The following is a 17,544-nucleotide window of genomic DNA, read 5'->3' as shown; positions in this document are numbered from 1 at the left end:
ATGTCACATATGATTAACCATACCAATAATCTAAACGTTTTGAATCAAATTATCAACGAAACCACTAATCGTATTCATAATTTTACTAATTTAGGACATGATTTCACACGTAATCGTAAGTTGCCTGCTAAAACAATCATTAAAACGATCCTGAATATGTGGAACAACAGCCTTAATGCTGAATTATTTGATACCTTCCCTGATCTTAATGACTAAGTTTCTGTGCCGGCTTTTGAACAACAGAAAGCAAAATTGAATGAATGTGAGGGGGCCCTAGATATGTTTGGCTTAATGTCAAAGAATTCAATCGTCTCAATGAACTGGGGTATCCTAGCTTTAATCTAATTGAAAATCTCAATCGGCGGCCAAAAGCCTATTATGTTATTCGTGCTAGGATAGCTGGCAGAAGCATCAAAGAAATGAAGGAATTACCGAATTGCGAATGTGATCGTCGAATCAAGTGTCTTGTAACAACTTCTAATTATTACTACGTCACGCACAAAAATAAAGAGCGAATTATCACCACTGGCATCACTATAAAGCTTTTCATTCCAAGAATACCATAGATCAGCGCTGGGATTTTGGCGTATTTTGTCCAACCAATTTTCGGGTTTGTAAGTTTCAGATTGGGACAACTAAAACTGGTAAGCCCAACTGGGAGGTACTGATAACAAACCTAGTCCAAGGCGCAGAGATAAGCGCAAGTTAAAAGCAAAAAGTGCAATTAGTTTTGTTTACCGAGTTGCGTAAGTAGCAACCAAAATAAGCGAGGGGGCTCTTTTAGTATGTCTTAAATAACCAAAAGCAGCTAATTGACAATTATAAATTACCAATTAGCTGCTTTTGAATTAGACTGGAGATTTGCCAAAGTATTAAGCATAGATATGACTCAAACTTGTCAAGTTATTAACTTAATGACATTGGCGAAAATTTTCTTAACCTCTCTATTTTTGTGATATTTATTAATGATTTTACCGTGTAAGGACTTCTTTGATGGCATCAACAAGCGGAGTAACTGGGTGTCCAAAAACCTCTTCTAAATCGTTACTTTCTTTATTAAGATTTCCAGAGTTAATGGGGTCTTGGAATGATGCGAAAAGTTCAGCAGTTGGGGTATCTAAGCCAGCTTCTTCTAATGATTTTACATAATCATCATGAGAAATTTGCTTGATAGCAAAATCATTGCCGGTAGCTTCTTGAAGAGCCTTTCCTAATTCATCATAAGTACGGGTTTTACCAGTAAATTCGTAAACTTCACGAGGAGCTTCACTGGTAATGACTTTTGCAGCTCCTTCAGCGTAATCGCGCTCAAGTGCCCAACCAGCTTTGTTGTTAGCCCAGTACAATGCATCGCGACTAGCAGCTCCACTTTGAAGGAAACCAATTTCGTTTTCAAGGTACCAGTTGTTACGAAGGAATGAGTGATCAATGCCTGCTTCTTTAATTGCATTTTCTGTAAGGCGGTGGTCAGTTGCAAGGGCAGCAGTAGAATTTTGTGCGTCGGGAAAACTAGTATAGGCAACAAATTTAATATTGTTTTCCTTTAATGCATCAACTACATTAGCATGAGCAGTAGCACGATCAACCTTACCACCCGGTTGAGACGAAATAAAGAGAACGCGATCAATTCCATTAAAAGTATTGATCATTGATGACTTATCTTCGTAATCTCCTTGACGAACTTCATTATTAGGAAAGAGCTTAGCAGCCTTGTCAGTGTTCCGGGCAATAACAATAACATTTTCTGCACCAGCTAACTTGTTTAATTCTTTAACAGCAGCTTGTCCTAAGTTACCAGTAGCGGCAGTTACAGCATATTTCATAATTAACAATCTCCTTTAATTTTCGACTTGTTATTTTTTAATTTACAGGTATTATAATAACACGTGTTTTTATAAAGTCAACATGTATTTTAGTTTAAATAAATTCCTTTGAAACTATTTAATAAAGATGTTAATCTATACGTGTAAATAATAATACGACAAAATTAGAGGGAGGCTGCGAATAGCTTAATTTCAGAAATAGGCAAATATAGGTTCTTGGTTGTAAAATAAAAGAAATAGTAAACTAAGGGGTGATTGAAGTGCAATTAATTATTACTGATGCTGCTAGCAAGTGGTTCCAACAAAAATTTAACCTCGCTAGTGGAGATGGAGTAAAATTTTATGGTAAAACAATTCAACCACACAATGTTAAACATGGTCCTAAGCAGGGATATGAACCTGAATCGATGCTCGATGAGGCAACAATCGTAATAGAAAAAGATGGTATTAATTACCATGTTAACTTTGCGGATGCCTGGTTCTTCTCAGGGCTAGTTGTTACTGTTGATTATCAGCAAGAGAATGAAGAGCCAGTTTTTATTTTTAGGCGTGAAGATAACGGTGGAGCAGATGTTGATGCTGCAACTGGGGCATCACGAAAGTATGAAGAATATTGGGAATAAAAACTATTGTTAAGCCTATGATTTGATGTTATAACAATAATATCTTAGGTACTTGCAGGCGATACCTAGCACAACATTGCCGTCGACGGAAAGGATATTCGATGAGAATCAATGTTTTGCAACATACGCCAAATGAAGGACCAGGAACAATTCAAAAATGGTCACAGGATCGCGGACACGAGATGTATATTTATCATCCTTATCAGTTTGGTAACTTACCGACTGCTGACGAGACTGATATGTTGATTATTCTTGGCGGTCCCATGAGCCCTAATGACGACTTAACGTGGATTAAGCAAGAACGAGTTTTAATTCAGCAACTATTGGATACTCATAAGCCAATTTTTGGTGCGTGTTATGGAGCCCAACAGATTGCTAAGACACTCGGTTATGCCGTAAAAAAGGCACCACATAAAGAAGTCGGTTGGGCGCCGGTGTATCTAAAAAGTGATCTTATTTCTGATATTCCTCCAAAATTAACTGCTTTACATTGGCACGAAGAGATGTTTGAAGTTCCAACTCAAGCAGACTTATTATTTAGTAGTGACTTAGTTAAAAATCAAGGCTTTGTTATGAACGGTAATGTAATCGGACTTCAATTCCACTTTGAGCCGACAGCAGATAATGTTCGCGAGATTGCTGTAAATGATGATCAATACCCATTAGACCATAATGATCTCCACCAAACTGGAAGAGAAATCATTCAGCATGGCGTTCCGGCTGAAAATAAGCGAGTTATGTATCGGTTATTGGATTTTATCGCAAATAGCTAAAGCGCAAAATTATTGTTAATACGAATATATTTTAAAAAAGAGCAAAATTGGAAATTTTATCCAATCTTGCTCTTTTTATGATGGATTAATACAAACCATAAAAGGTCTACTAGATTAATTCGACTATAAGAAGTACAATTTTAAAGCTATTAATAAAAATAAAGTTTGAAAAGGTGAAAATAAGTTGGCGCTTAAACTTTTTTACGCGATACTCTATTTACCAATCATCGTTATTTGTATGATTATCAGTCAAATTTATTTTGAACGGTATTGGGTTTCGTATAAGAATTCACGGTTAACTAGTTGGGGGCTAGGAGCCATTATTATAATTACTTACTTTATTCAGGAATTTTGTTTGTTTCAGTTGTCCTTATTTAATATCGGGCAAGTTGTTTTCATGCAAGTTGTTTCTGTTACAATGCTTTTTCGCGATAAAGTGTACAAAATATGGTGGGCATTATTAGCTCTAACCCCGTTGTTTGTGAATGTCGTGGAATACTTGATGGGGATTTTGCCGCTAAAAGATTGGTGGTATTGGATCGTTGAATCGATTATTTTTACGACAATTTGTTTGGTTTTAACGCGGTGGCGTAGCATTTCTAAAAGAATTAGTTATTTTTATGCCATTGCATCGCTAGGAATAGTTGAGTTAGTATCGCTGGGGATTAACCATAGCTTTTCACCTGTAAGTGTTGCCGCAGCAACCATAGGATTATTTGTTATTGCAATGTTTGAAGATCAACGTTTTTATAGTGAGAAGAAAAATGAGCAAAAAATAAAACTTCTTGAAAAAGAAAGTGAACGTGACGATTTGACAGGGTTACTTAACTACCGAGCGCTTAGTCAAGAAATTAATCGATTAGCTAATAATAGTGAAATCCATAATATCGTAATCGGGGCATTAGATATTGATCACTTTAAGAAGATAAATGATACATACGGTCACTTTGTTGGTAATGAAGTATTAAATTATTTCTCAACAGTTTTTCGCGAACAAATTCATTCCGCATTTCCCAAGCATGGTTATGTATATCGCTTCGGGGGTGAAGAATTCACTATTGTAGTTTCTAACCATTCACTAGAAGAGGTTTATCAATTACTACAGTCAATTGAAAAATTCTTTAATAATAAATCGATTGTTACTAAAGAAGGAATTAGATTAACGATTAGCTTTTCATGCAGTTTAACTGATCGTTTGAATGATGAATTACTTGACACGACCCTGAAGCGAGCTGATAAAATGTTATATGGTGTAAAGAACAATGGCCGGGGATGGATTGTTACTGATCAGCATCACCAACGTCCCCAAAAGCCTAGTTTAGAACGTAAAATAAATAACAATTATTAAAAGTTAGGGATAAAAATGTACAATATATTTCAGCCAATCCTTAGTGTTGATCAAGCGATGAATGCTGAAATTGACACTTATGAAATGCTTATTCGAAATAATAATGGCGAGTTTCCAGGGAGTGATTTCCTGCATAGTCTCACAACGCAAGAGGGGAACGATGTATGGATTAAGGCGAGCCGTAAATCATTAAAAAATGCTTTAAACGAGCAACAAAATCGCAAAATATATATTAATTTAGAACCATGTCAAATGAAATTTGAAAGTATTTGGCAATTTTTAGAAGAGATTCGCGAAGCATATCACGATCACGTGGCCATTGAGATTACGGAACGCCGCGAAACGATTCATAGTCTTGATTATTTAGATAGAGAAATCCAACGTCTCAAGGAAATGGGCTTTGAATTGGCGATTGATGATGTGTGTGCGGGTAGTAATAGCTATGCATTCATTAAGAGACAGCTAAAGGTTGTTAGTCGAATCAAATTATCGCTATTACTTTTTAAGGATGAAGATTATGAACTGATGATAAGTTTTGTTGACGCCTGGTTAGCTTTTGCCAAAAAACATCATCTTACCTTTGTTATTGAAGGAATTTCAAATCGGCAATTAGCTAAAAAATTTGCTGGGAATCCAGTTATTTTACAACAAGGATTTTACTGGGGAAAAGGAACAGCATATTTTAATAATGAAGAAAAAGTAAATTGAGTTCCAAAAAAGCATATAAAAAGGGAGCGAGACAGAAGTCACTTGTGACTTCGTTTTCGAGCCCCCGCAAGCAACAATGGCCTCTAACGTTCGGTTTTATCGGACGTTAGAGGCCATTGTTGTACTGCGTATTTGCTTTTTATGAAAGTAACTTAACTTATGTCACAGTCCCTTTTTTCGTTATTAAGGGTTCAAACGGTTAAGCATCCGTGGGAATGGAATGTTTTCACGAATGTGGTCTTGGAGAGTAATCCAGGCAAGGAATCGTTCAAGTCCCATTCCAAATCCAGAGTGTGGAATTGAACCGTACTTCCGTAAATCGTCGTACCAACCGTAATCTTCTTTACTTAAGCCGTTTTCTTCAAGCTTGTTTGTGATGTATTCGTAGTCGTAGGAACGTTCAGAACCACCAATGATTTCACCGTAGCCTTCTGGAGCAAGCAAGTCCGCACAGATAACTTGGCGGGAATCTTCAGGATCTTCAGGCATGTAGAAAGCCTTGATTTCTTTAGGGTAGTTCAAGATAAAGACTGGCTTTTGGAATTGATCCGCCAAGTAGGTTTCTTCTGGTGAACCAAAGTCCGCACCGTATTCTACATCAAAGCCACCCTTTTGAAGCATTTCAATGGCTTCCTTATAAGTGATCCGTGGATATGGTAATTCAGTGAACGGCTTCAAACTTTCTACACTACGCCCTACCATTTCAAGTTCGCGTGCACAGTGGTCAATTAAGTCTTGAACCAAGTAAGCAATGTATTGTTCTTGAATCTTAAGACTTTCATCTTGGTGCATCCAAGCCATTTCTGGTTCGATCATCCAGAATTCCATTAAGTGACGACGAGTCTTTGACTTTTCAGCACGGAAAGTAGGACCCATCGTGTAGACGCGGCCTAATGCCATGGCGCCAGCTTCTGCGTATAATTGACCAGATTGTGAAAGGAAAGCAGAACGATCAAAGTAGTCAGTTTCAAATAATTCTGTTGTCCCTTCAGGAGCACTTCCAGTTAGTTCTGGAGCATCAAATTGAGTAAATCCATGCTTTTCGAAGAATTCCATTGTCGCAAGCTTAACACGACTTCGAATCCGCATTAATGCCCACGGCTTGCGAGAACGTAACCATAAATGACGGTTATCAAGCAAGAAATCAATTCCATGTTCCTTGTTACCGATCGGGTAATCTTCACTTTCGCCAACAATGTCAAAGTCTTTGATGTGAATTTCATAACCAAACTTTGAACGCTTGTCTTCAGCGATTTCACCGGTTACCCAAAAACTGGTTTCTTGGTGTAAATCATGCTTAGCAGAATCAAATTTTTCTTCAGAAACATCATTTTTACGGATGATTCCTTGGAAAAATCCAGTTCCGTCACGGAGTTGCAAGAATGCAATCTTACCGCTTGAACGCTTATCAGTTAACCAAACACCAATCTTAACCGTTTCCCCAACATGTTTAGGTGCTTCACTAATTGTAATAGTTTCCACTTTTATACTCTCCCTTAAATTATAGAATTTGAATATGGTTTTCTTCACACTTCTTAATCATATCTTTTGGCCAAATACTTGCCTGTACTTCTCCAATATGAGCTTTGCCAAGAAGGAGCATACAGAGACGAGATTGACCAATTCCTCCACCAATTGTATATGGTAATTCGCCATTGAGCAACATTTTATGGAATGGTAATTTTTCACGATCAGTTGCATCGGCTTGTTCAAGTTGGTATTTCATTGATTCTGGACTAACCCGAATTCCCATACTTGAAATTTCGATCCGGCGTTGAAGAGGTTCATACCAGAAAATAATATCACCGTTTAAGCTCCAGTCATCGTAGTCAGGTGCTCGACCATCGTGAGGCTTACCACTGCGTTGCAACTTATCACCGATCTTCATTACAAAGACAGCACCAAGTTCTTTAGCAATTTTATCTTCCCGTTCAAGTGGGGTGAGGTCTGGCCACTGATCTTCAAGCTCTTGCGTTGTAACAAAGTGAATCTCATCTGGTAAATGGTAAACAGCTTGCGGGAACTTGTACCAAACTTCGTGTTCCATATGCTTAATCACTTTGAAAATATCACGAACTGTATCCTTTAAAGTTTCTTCTGTTCGTTCATCCTTGCTAATAATCTTTTCCCAGTCCCACTGGTCAACATAAATTGAGTGGAAGTTATCGAGGTCTTCTTCCTTACGAATGGCGTTCATGTTGGTGTAGAGACCTTCATGCATACCAAAACCGTACCGCTTAAGAGCAAGACGTTTCCACTTAGCGAGAGAATGGACAATTTCAACAGTTTCGCTTGGCATATCCTTCATTTCAAACGACACTGGTTGTTCAACACCGTTTAAGTTATCGTTTAATCCAGTACTCTTTTCAACAAACATTGGGGCAGACATCCGTTGAAGGTTTAGTTCTTTACCAAATTCGTCTTGGAAAGTTTCACGAATATAACGAATAGCAGCTTCAGTTTCTCTGATTGAAAGACGTGGATCGTAATCCTTTGGAATAGTTAAGTCCATAATAGACACTCCTTAAATAATAGATTTAGGAATGAATTAAAAAAGCCCTTCGTTCCCCTTGTAGTTAAGGGACGAAAGGCTTTTTTCCGCGGTACCACCCAAATTGTCTAGTATAAAACTAGGCCTCCTCAAGAGCACATCATGCTCTGCCGGTGAGGTAACGGTCCGGATCCGGCCAAGCCTACTTTAAGTAAACTTATTTGGGTTGGCAGCACTCGCGAAAGTGTTATTCACTAGCATAGGGTCGACTGATTTCTCACTATCATCAGTTCACTGAACGAATACAACTAGTTACTCTTCTTTCTCATCGCTTTTTTATTTTGTTAATTGTATTTTAACCTAATTCATTTAAAATGCAATACTTTTTTAAATAAATTTATTTTTCACTCTTTTTTGCAACTAAATTTAATCGTGATAATTGCCGCAGTATAACTAGTACAAGCAAGGTTTCAATCGGCCACATGATCAACTCTTTTGGCAAACGAATGAAAAGGAGTGCCATGAAAGTATGACTGCTACTGCTGGAACTTAAGCTCATAAGGTAAAGCCATAAAGTTGTGCCGATAACATTAGTAAGAAGAATTTGGAAAAACTCATATATTAAAATTCGTTGCCAGCTTATCCGTTGTTGGTATAGGAACATTCCTGCAATTACACCAGCGATAAATGCTGAGAGGGTAAAGCCAGGAAAGAATAAGCTTCCTGAATTTAAAATAGTATTACTTATGATATCAGATACGACCATTGACCATCCACCAATCCATGGACCAAGGCAATAGCCAATAAGCGCAGTGGCAATAAAACCGAAACTAAATTTTAAAACCGCTGGATCTCCAATTGAAAGTTTATTTAAGATTACCTGCAGTGCGACCAACATAGCAGCTAAAGTTAAATTCTTTGTAGTAAAACGCGGTCCGGCAAATGATAACGTAGACATATCAATCCACTCCCTTTTGAAAATTTTGTTAGGGAACACATTGACGTTTCCGTTCATGGTGAATGCGGAATAACAAAGCAGCTAGTTATAAGCCTCCTTCTAACGTTCACATTCCGTTCCGTTAGACAATAACTCTGAGATTCCTACCCCAACAGTAGTAATATATGCTAAATATATTTATTAATCAAGGTCAAACATGTGATTTTATTTTTATCATGTCTTTGTTTTGCTAGAATTAAAATTATTTAACAAGCGTAGTTATTAAAAGTGAAAACTATAAATTAATACTATAGCACTTGAATGTTATAAAACAACAAGATAAAATAGGAGTATGAAATATTCATATAAACTAAGTGATGCTGTTCACTTATTAAGCTATTTGCACATTTATCAGGATGGTGACTTATCTAGTAAAGCGATTGCTGATAGTATTGAGTCGAATCCGAGTGTTGTTCGTCAATTAATGTCAGATTTGAGGACTGCTGGTTTGATCGTAACTAGAAAGGGGGCTGCTGAACCGCGATTAGCTAAAAATCCACGAGAGATTAACCTGTTTGATATCTACCAGGCAATAAATATGGATCATGATTTACTTCATGTTGATCCCAAAACTAATTTGAAGTGTATTGTTGGTGGAAATATTCAGGCGTCATTAGAAAAGTATTATGATCAGATTCAAGCAGCAGCTTTTAATGAGATGAAGCAAATTTCATTAGCAGATGTAATCGACGATATTCTACAACGCCAAAGTACAAAGTTAGATTTATTAAAGAAGCAGATTTAAAATAAAAACGCAACTGAGGAAAAATCCTTAGTTGCGTTTTTTATAGGGCTTTACAGTTAATTATTGTTGCGCAATTGCATCATTAACAGCCGTTTGCTCTTTGTTAATTAAATTGACTTTGCTTTCAATTACACTAATGTCCATTTTAATTTCCCGGGTTAAACCTGGTGTATTAAGTTTAGGCTCAAAGAAGTCTTTAAATTCGTTCAATCGTTCAGGAGTATGGAAAACGCCGGCAGTGACAGTGATAAAGGTAGCAAATTCCATATCGCCACCAACTGTGTCATTTAACCATTGCCATTCATCACGAAGCCAATTCCAGGCAGCTTGTTGACTTGCTTTATTGGCAAGAAGGCCACGATACCATGCTCGTAAATCTTGTGGCTTAATGATGTTAGCATCTTCAAAGTAACTAACAACTTTTGCGATTAATGCTGGATCGGTTGTATTTGGTATTGCCATTCTCAAGTCTTGTTTAAAGCTTGCGTCCGCCGTTTGTTGGTAAGCTTTGATTAATTTATCGAATAATTCAGTATTCCCGAAGTTCTGAACTTCATTTTTAAGAACCAACCCACGAATATCCGCCGAAAGGGACTCCAATTTAGTTTGATTTTCGGTGAAGATTTGATGAGCTTGAGTAATTGAATCATTATTGCGTGCAAATAGTGAAGCACTAAGAATGTAAGGACGCGTTAATTGATCGTCATTGCTTTCACCATCTTTAGGTAGCCAACCAAGCCGCTTTACTTGGTCCTTACTTAATAAATCAAAGAATTGTCGTAGTTCTTGTTCAGCAGGAGAATCAGGCTTAGCAAACATTTTAAGGCTATTAGCTATTTGGTATAGTTCAGCGTTAACAATTGCTGAAGGACTATCTTTAAATTGCTTTAATAATGGGATTAATGACGCATAAGATACTTGTTGTCCTTGGGCAAGCAGCCGCAGATCCTGAAGAAGTTGGCGCTGGGCGATTGGGTCTAAGTCATCAGCGTGATCTAAAATGTCGTTTAGTAGCGTATCGTCATATTTTACGATGAAGTGTGAATTGTTACCGAGATTTAGTCGGAATGGTTGATCATTTTTATCACGTAATGCTTGATAATCCCCAAGGTTGAGTTCTTGTTCAGCCATAATTTGTGGAGCCTCATCATAGTTACTATTAAGCGGGATTTGCCATTGCCGATCAACATCTTTACCGTCACCAATGAAGAATTGCTTTTGTGACAGTACTAAATCGCCATCATCGTTAATTTTTGCTGTTACAACAGGATAACCGGGTTGTTCAAGCCATGAATTCATGATCTTTCCAATATTAAGCCCTGATGCATCGCCAAGAGCTTTCCATAAGTCAGCTCCAGTTGCATTACTGTATTTATGAGCAGCAAAATAATTCTTTAGACCTTCTCGTAACGCTTTGTCACCTAAAAGTGCCCGGACCATTACTAACATTCGCGATCCCTTGGCATAGACAATCGCACCATCGAATAAGGCATCAATTTCGGCCGGATTGTTAACATCAACATGAACGGATTGAACACCATCAGTTGCATCCCGTTGTAATGCCATTGGCGCTTCCGAGGTTTGGAAAAGTTCCCAAATGTGCCAGTCAGGCTGGAGAGCATCAACAGCAACATATTCCATCATATTAGCAAAGCTTTCATTGAGCCATAAGTCATCCCACCACTTCATTGTCACAAGGTCACCAAACCACTGGTGAGCTAGTTCGTGTGTGATAACAGTTGCAACTAATTGTTTCATTTCAAGGGAAGTATTGTCTGGATCAAGTAATAAGTAAGCTTCACGGTAGGTTACCAATCCCCAGTTTTCCATTGCACCGGCAGAGAAATCAGGTAAAGCTAACTGCCATGAATGGGGAAGGGGGTACGGAGTTTGATAGAAATCCTCGTAAAATTCGATTGCTCGTTTGGCAATGTCTAATGCAAAATCAAGTTCCTTTGGTTGGTGCGCTTTCGTTGCGAATACCCCTACTTTAACGCCGCCCTTTGTCTCAGTAATTTTACTTTGGAGTTCCCCAAATGCAAAGGCAACAAGATAAGTGGACATCTGCACAGTTGGTTCAAAGTAGTGGATACCATTTTCAACATGATCTTCTGGCATATTAGCGATAATGGTTTCACCAGGATGCTCATCAAATTTAATTGCTAGACTGAAGGTAGCTTTAGCCTCTGGTTCATCGACACAGGGGAAAGCTTGCCGCGCAAAAGTTGTTTCAAATTGAGTTCCAATAATTTGCTTTTTCTCCCCATCAACCTCATAGTATGATGGATAAATTCCCATCATTGAATCGGTTAACTTAGTATTATAAGTTACAGTAAAAGTTACTTTACCAGTTTGCGGAAGGGTAATCCGAACTGCCTCGGCATCATTATCAATCTTAAAGTCTAATTCTTGACCGTCTGCTTGAACGCTAGTGATCTGCAAATTCTTTTGATTAATTGCAATTTGAGGATCAGTCGCGTTACCAGTGATAGTTGTTTTTCCATTAATGGTTTTCTTTGCTCGATTAATATCGATAAAAACATCATAATGGTCAGGTTGGAAAGTATTATAAAAGCGTTCGAGTTTTGCCATGTAAAAGATTCCCTTCTTAATTTGTTTTTAATGTTTATTATACGGCTGATGAGAAGAATTAGCTAAACTATTACCTGATTTTGGAATAGAAAAAAGTTGTAGATCAGCCATATCTTGTTTTGACTGATCTACAATCTGTAAAAAATTAAATTTGATCCAGTGCTTCTTCAATCGGCGTATCGCCACTCCGCATCATGATAACATGACCGATTGTATTATCGTGTTGTAAGATATCGGCTAAAGTCTGGGCAACATCTGGAATCGGATTAGAGGTTGCAGAGCCTTCACCAATTTGAATTTTACCGGTACCAGGTTCTTCAGTTAAGTTAGCGGGTTGAAGGATAGTGTAGTCAAGGTTCGTATTTGAAATAAGATAATTATCAGCGAAGAACTTGGCAATATTGTAGTCCATGATTGAAGCTAATGATGGAACTTTTGACCACATTTCAGGTTGTAAGGCATAGAGCGAACTTAACATAATGTAACGTTTAATGCCGTCTTTTTCGGCAGCTTGCATTGTTTTAACTGCCCCCATCGCATCAGTTTGCAGTAAATCTTTGCCACGTGATCCGGCAACAAAGTAAACTGCATTCATGCCTTTCATTAATTCAGCGATTTTTTCAACGCTATCATGTAGGTTCAATTCTACAGCAGTAACGTGGTTTAATTTAATAACTTTTTCTGGATGGCGAGCACCAGCTGTAACTTCATTACCAGTAGCAACTAAATCTTTAATTAAGTCAGTAGCGACACGGCCTGAACCGCCGACAACAAATACTTTCTTCATAACTAATCGACCTCCTAGATGAATTTTAACGCAGTTTATCCAATTTATAATTAAAAGTGACCTATTACATATAATTTTAACTAATTTTTTGTAAGCGGTAAAGGATAATGATGAATCAAAGCTTTAATTCAATAATTTTGCCTAAAATGCGGTATCATTAATAGTGTATAAGTCATTTTAGAATTTTAGGCAAAGAAGGGATTTATTGTGACTGAAGAACACGATTTAACCTCAAAAATGGTTGAAAAATTAAAGAAAGAATTTCATTCACGTAAAGATGCAGAAATTATTGCCCGGGCAATACAAAAAAATGGAATTAAAGCTGCGAGTGAAGATCCAGCGGCAAGTGAACGTCTTCATCGAGCATTTTCTTATGAAATTAAGACAGGGAAGCCAACCAACCAGCGTCATAGTGGGCGTTGCTGGTCTTTTGCGGCCTTGAATACATTGCGTCATAAGTTTGCAACAAAATATAAGTTCAAGGACTTTGAATTGTCACAAAATTATCTGTTTTTCTGGGACCGAATTGAGCGGGCAAATATGTTTTTCCAAAAGATTATTGCAACTGCTGATAAGCCTTTGCATGATCGAACCGTTGATTTCTATCTTAGTTTCGCATTAAATGATGGTGGACAATGGGCGAATGCTGCTTCTATTATCGAAAAATATGGTGTTGTTCCAGAATATGTAATGCCTGACACACATAATACGAAGGATACTTCAGATGTGGCCGAAGTATTTGATAGTTTAATGCGCAAAGATGCAATTGAATTACGGGCAATGGTGCAAACGAATGCCAGTGCAGCGGAATTACAGGAAGCACAAGAACGAATGATGGGTGACGTTTATAAGATTGCAGCTTATTCATTTGGTGAACCGCCTGCAAAATTTGATCTTGAATATCGGGATGATGATAAAAAGTTCCACCAAGTTCTTGGCTTAACGCCATTAAAGTTCTATCATAAATACTTTGATACAAACTTAAGTGACTATGTTGTAGTTACTAACGCTCCTGATCATAAAATGGATCGGAGTTATTTAATGCCAGCTCAAGATAGTGTGGTTGATGGTTTGCCAATTAAATTTGTTAATGTTCCTTTTGCAGAACTACAAGAAGGAGCCATCAAACAATTGCAAGCTGGTGAAACAGTTTGGGTTGGGAATGATGTTCTTCAACAAATGGACCGTAAGCGAGGTTTGATGGATGCAAAATTATATCATCGAGAGGAATTGCTTGATGTTGACTTTGTAATGGATAAGAAGCATCGTTTGGAAACTAAGCAAGCCGTTGTTTCTCATGCAATGACATTAACAGGCTTTGACATGGTAAATGATCAACCTACACGATGGAAGATTGAAAACAGTTGGGGTAAAGATAATGGTGATAACGGATACTTTGTAATGACCCAAGATTGGTTTGAAGAGTATACTTATGAAGCTGTTATTAATAAGAAGTACCTTAGCGATCGAGTAAAGAAAGTAGCTGACAGTGAACCCGTTATTCTACCAGCTTGGGATTCTTTGCAGTAAAATATAAATAGTGAAGTACACACAGAGAGGTTGGGAAACAACACCCAATCTCTTTATTTATTTCCTGGGAAATCATTTAACTTTCCCAAATAGTTGTATGATAGTAATTAGAATTTAATTGAAATCATGCAAAGGAAGCAGGGGAATTGATGGCGAAGGAAAAATCGATTTTTACAAAGGATGTTGTGCTCGTAATGGCAGCCTCATTCTTTTTTATGTTTAGTAATATGTACTGTAACCCATTGATTAACGGTTATGCTCAGAATTTGGGAGCATCAAGTGCTTTTGCGGGAATAATCGTCGGAATGATGAGTATTGTTTCAATGTTTTTGCGACCAATTGCTGGTAATCTGACTGACCGTTTTTCGAAATATTCATTAGCTTTTTGGGGTGGATTATTGTGCTTTATTGGGGTTGCAGGTTATGTGTTAACGCCTAATAGCACTTTCCTGTTAATATGTCGTTTGATTAACGGGTTAGGATTTGTGTTATGTACGGTTTGTATGACAACATGGCTATCATATTTGGTCCCCTTTAATCATGTTGGCGAAGCAATGAGCTTTTATGGACTGATGAACGCTTTGGCAATGGCATGTGCCCCCGCTGTATCAATTAACTTATATCGAATTATTGGTTATCGAGCTGCAATGGTGATTTCAGCATTATCGGCTTTACTGGTTGTTGTCACAATTCAGTTTGTCAGTAATCGTGCCCAACCGGTAGCACACTCTGTAAAACAAAGTGGTTTCCATATTAAAATCATTCAGCGAGATGCTATCCCGGTTGCCCTTTTAACAGCTCTATTTGCTATCCCATATTTTGCAACGCAGGCAGATATTGTTGAATATGCTGAACAACGGCACTTATCTATTGCTGTCGGCGCTTATTTCTTAATATATGCTGTCGTTCTTTTACTTAGCCGGTTATTCTTACGGACCCAATTTGATACTGTCCGTTTTGAGCCATGGTTGATTTTAAGCACGGTTGCAACAATCTTTTATCTTATTATGTTAAGTATTATGAAAAATAACATTGAAATGGCACTGGCAGCTGCTGGAATGGCATTTGGCTATGGTATTATTTATTCCGTTTGTCAGTCAACAGCAATGATGCTAGCTCCAGATAATGAACGAGGGTTAGCAAGTTCGACATTCTTTCTCGGTCTTGATATTGGAATGACGCTTGGACCAATCATCGGGGGAATTATTGATAGTACGTTACCTGTGAAATATTTTTATCCCGTAATGCTATTTATTATCCCGTTAGTTATTATTATTTTTCTAGTAAATCGAAAGAAACTGAATAGTGCAATTGACCAGCATTAGAGGTAATAAAAATGAAAAAATTAGAAAAGTTGACTGGTGTCTGTAGTTTATTATTAAATTTAATGCCTTTTTTGCTGTATATTTCTCTTACTAAAGAACAGTCTGATATCTTTGTTGGTGCCTTACCTTTCGCCATTTTTTATGCTTTTCGGCATACGATTTTATTGTTTTGTCGTGATTTAGAATACGATTATCAACGACTGGCCTGGATTGGTCTTTATAGTGGAATTATTGGTTACTTTTTAGGGATGTTTGGTGGATTTCAACCAATCTTCTGGGATTTGTCAGGTGTAGGTGCAGGGATTGCTTCTCAATTATTCCCAACCGCAATAAGTCAGCGAAGGCGATTAATGAAACAAGGACTGTTGCCTAAACAGGATCATCTTAAACCACTTTTTCAAGTTATTATAGTTTTGATCGGTGTTGGAATAATTGTGTGGATAAAGAAGCCAATGATTAGTTTTGCTTTAATGCTAATCATTACTTTTGGTGCAATGGGATCAATTTGGAAAACGCCCCACGCAATTTGCTCGTTGCCAGTTCATCTACATTGGGCTAATTACCTACTAGCATTAATTTTGCTTGGTGCGATGTTACTGTTGCGATTAGGTAGAAGTTTAGGCTTTGGGAAACCACTTGAATGGGGAACTGTTCTTTTATTAATCTTCCTCATTACGATGATCCTTGCTTTACTTGTAAACCATCGGCGATTACTTCATTATCCAAATCATTTACGGCAACGAATAATGCTTTATGGTGCTTGTGGTCAATATTGGACTTTGTATAGTACCGTTTTTATTGGCATTTTATATGGCACAAAAATGTATTCTTGGACAATTGTTGCTTACTTATTTGCTTTCGTCTTTGGAGGATTATTGGTAAAACAAACTGACCGTTTATTCCAATTTAAGGATTACCAAATTAACTTAGTGATGCTAACAATTGGAATTCTCTTAACATTTTGGTTACCGACATATTTTATTGGCGTATTTATTATCCGTAGCTTTGCCGGTGCAGAACGTAAAACAGCAATTGATGACTACGAGAAAGCAACCCATAATTATAGTATTTCTTCGATCGTTAATTATTACTATGCATCGATCGCGGGGATAATTTCCCAATTAGTAATGTGGGGAAGCTTATTTATTTTCGCTGGAACAATGGGAATGAATAAAATTTTTGGTGCTTTTTCAGTAGGGAAAACAAGTATTCAAAGCTTTTCAATAATCATGAATACCCATCTTATTCTTGCGGGTTACATGATTATATTTATAATGGCATTGGCGTTTAGATTAAAGAACACAAAAAAGCAAGAACTTAGATAGAAATATCTTTGTCCTTGCTTTTTACAATTTCTTGACGCCAATGATTAAGATGTTTTTTAGTGATGACACACAGACCATCATCGCCGACCTGCTTCATTTCGTCAGTACACATGATTTTAATGTCACCAGTTTGTTTTGCTCTGTTTTCACCCCAGTAATTTAAATAACGAAGGGCAGCATAAAGATTTTCACCCTCAGGAGTTAAGCGATATTCAACGTGCGGAGGAATTGTATTGAAACTTTTACGGGTAACGAGGCCGGCATCTATCATTTCACGAAGCTGGTCACTCAAGACTTTATATGAGGTGCCTAGCTGCTTAACTAGTTCACTTGTTCGTCGGGGATGACCAGCTAAGAGATAAAGGATAACGGACTTCCATTTACCACCGATGATTGCTAAAGCATAGTCTGCTCCAGTATTATACATTTTAGGTTGCCGTTCCATTAAAATTCCTCCTTTAACGTGTTTACAATAAT

Annotated in this window: 15 protein-coding genes, 1 pseudogene, 1 riboswitch and 1 other annotated feature; of the genes and pseudogenes, 9 read left to right on the top strand and 7 right to left on the bottom strand. The window is 37.5% G+C overall.

Annotated features, from left to right (window positions below; translation table 11 throughout):
• Positions 1–9: 9 nt before the first annotated feature.
• Positions 10–216 (top strand): hypothetical protein, encoded by a 207-nt coding sequence (locus LMC10_RS08580; protein WP_020843440.1) that lies wholly within the window; start codon positions 10–12, stop codon positions 214–216.
• A gap of 755 nt (positions 217–971) precedes the next feature.
• Here LMC10_RS08580 and LMC10_RS08575 read toward each other — a convergent pair.
• Positions 972–1,823, bottom strand: a complete 852-nt coding sequence (locus tag LMC10_RS08575; protein ID WP_229269538.1) for an NAD(P)H-binding protein — start codon at positions 1,821–1,823, stop codon at positions 972–974.
• A 251-nt stretch (positions 1,824–2,074) separates the two neighbouring features.
• On the opposite strand from LMC10_RS08575, the gene LMC10_RS08570 reads away from it, so the two are divergent.
• The 4 genes from LMC10_RS08570 to LMC10_RS08555 all read left to right on the top strand — a co-directional run bounded on the left by LMC10_RS08570 (position 2,075) and on the right by LMC10_RS08555 (position 5,275).
• A complete protein-coding gene (locus LMC10_RS08570) occupies positions 2,075–2,446 on the top strand; it encodes a HesB/YadR/YfhF family protein (protein ID WP_324294041.1) in 372 nt (123 codons plus the stop codon).
• A gap of 101 nt (positions 2,447–2,547) precedes the next feature.
• The gene (locus tag LMC10_RS08565) at positions 2,548–3,219 is read left to right on the top strand and encodes a type 1 glutamine amidotransferase (protein WP_229269536.1); all 672 of its coding nucleotides are present in this window, start codon (positions 2,548–2,550) and stop codon (positions 3,217–3,219) included.
• Between the two features lie 184 nt (positions 3,220–3,403).
• Entirely contained in the window at positions 3,404–4,567 is a 1,164-nt protein-coding gene (locus LMC10_RS08560) for a GGDEF domain-containing protein (protein ID WP_229269535.1), read from the top strand.
• A 15-nt stretch (positions 4,568–4,582) separates the two neighbouring features.
• Positions 4,583–5,275, top strand: coding sequence for an EAL domain-containing protein (locus tag LMC10_RS08555; RefSeq protein ID WP_229269534.1), 693 nt, complete (start codon positions 4,583–4,585; stop codon positions 5,273–5,275).
• A 183-nt stretch (positions 5,276–5,458) separates the two neighbouring features.
• Here the strand turns inward: LMC10_RS08555 and asnS are convergent, their stop codons facing one another.
• The 3 genes from asnS to LMC10_RS08540 all read right to left on the bottom strand — a co-directional run bounded on the left by asnS (position 5,459) and on the right by LMC10_RS08540 (position 8,724).
• The gene (gene asnS / locus LMC10_RS08550; RefSeq protein ID WP_003665123.1) at positions 5,459–6,757 is read right to left on the bottom strand and encodes an asparagine--tRNA ligase; all 1,299 of its coding nucleotides are present in this window, start codon (positions 6,755–6,757) and stop codon (positions 5,459–5,461) included.
• A gap of 19 nt (positions 6,758–6,776) precedes the next feature.
• Complete coding sequence (asnA, locus tag LMC10_RS08545) at positions 6,777–7,787, bottom strand: aspartate--ammonia ligase (RefSeq protein ID WP_229269533.1); 1,011 nt, start codon at positions 7,785–7,787, stop codon at positions 6,777–6,779.
• A gap of 64 nt (positions 7,788–7,851) precedes the next feature.
• Positions 7,852–8,104: a binding site (T-box leader), on the bottom strand.
• A gap of 59 nt (positions 8,105–8,163) precedes the next feature.
• On the bottom strand, positions 8,164–8,724 hold the full coding sequence (locus LMC10_RS08540; RefSeq protein ID WP_144841413.1) for a folate family ECF transporter S component: 561 nt from the start codon (positions 8,722–8,724) through the stop codon (positions 8,164–8,166).
• A 54-nt stretch (positions 8,725–8,778) separates the two neighbouring features.
• A riboswitch (THF riboswitch) is annotated at positions 8,779–8,877 on the bottom strand.
• A gap of 178 nt (positions 8,878–9,055) precedes the next feature.
• Here LMC10_RS08540 and LMC10_RS08535 point away from each other — a divergent pair.
• On the top strand, positions 9,056–9,508 hold the full coding sequence (locus tag LMC10_RS08535) for an Rrf2 family transcriptional regulator (RefSeq protein ID WP_216578137.1): 453 nt from the start codon (positions 9,056–9,058) through the stop codon (positions 9,506–9,508).
• Positions 9,509–9,568: 60 nt separating this feature from the next.
• Here the strand turns inward: LMC10_RS08535 and LMC10_RS08530 are convergent, their stop codons facing one another.
• The gene (locus tag LMC10_RS08530; RefSeq protein ID WP_229269532.1) at positions 9,569–12,100 is read right to left on the bottom strand and encodes a M1 family metallopeptidase; all 2,532 of its coding nucleotides are present in this window, start codon (positions 12,098–12,100) and stop codon (positions 9,569–9,571) included.
• Between the two features lie 145 nt (positions 12,101–12,245).
• Positions 12,246–12,887 (bottom strand): SDR family oxidoreductase, encoded by a 642-nt coding sequence (locus LMC10_RS08525; protein ID WP_228341157.1) that lies wholly within the window; start codon positions 12,885–12,887, stop codon positions 12,246–12,248.
• Between the two features lie 207 nt (positions 12,888–13,094).
• On the opposite strand from LMC10_RS08525, the gene LMC10_RS08520 reads away from it, so the two are divergent.
• The 3 genes and pseudogenes from LMC10_RS08520 (at position 13,095) to LMC10_RS08510 (ending at position 17,067) form a co-directional block, all read left to right on the top strand.
• On the top strand, positions 13,095–14,417 hold the full coding sequence (locus tag LMC10_RS08520; RefSeq protein WP_229269531.1) for a C1 family peptidase: 1,323 nt from the start codon (positions 13,095–13,097) through the stop codon (positions 14,415–14,417).
• A gap of 140 nt (positions 14,418–14,557) precedes the next feature.
• A pseudogene (locus LMC10_RS08515) lies at positions 14,558–15,742 on the top strand (MFS transporter); the annotation flags it as partial.
• A gap of 11 nt (positions 15,743–15,753) precedes the next feature.
• Entirely contained in the window at positions 15,754–17,067 is a 1,314-nt protein-coding gene (locus LMC10_RS08510) for a hypothetical protein (RefSeq protein WP_229269529.1), read from the top strand.
• On the opposite strand, the gene LMC10_RS08505 is transcribed toward LMC10_RS08510, so the two are convergent.
• Entirely contained in the window at positions 17,060–17,512 is a 453-nt protein-coding gene (locus LMC10_RS08505) for a winged helix-turn-helix transcriptional regulator (protein ID WP_229269528.1), read from the bottom strand. The two genes, LMC10_RS08510 and LMC10_RS08505, sit on opposite strands and share 8 nt — an antisense overlap.
• Positions 17,513–17,544: the final 32 nt, after the last annotated feature.

Origin of the sequence: Limosilactobacillus reuteri subsp. simiae, assembly GCF_020784875.1 — a bacterium.
In the GTDB taxonomy this organism is placed as follows: Bacteria; Bacillota; Bacilli; order Lactobacillales; family Lactobacillaceae; genus Limosilactobacillus; species Limosilactobacillus reuteri_H.
Note: the sequence above shows the minus strand (reverse complement) of the source record. Positions and strands in the feature narration are given on the sequence as shown.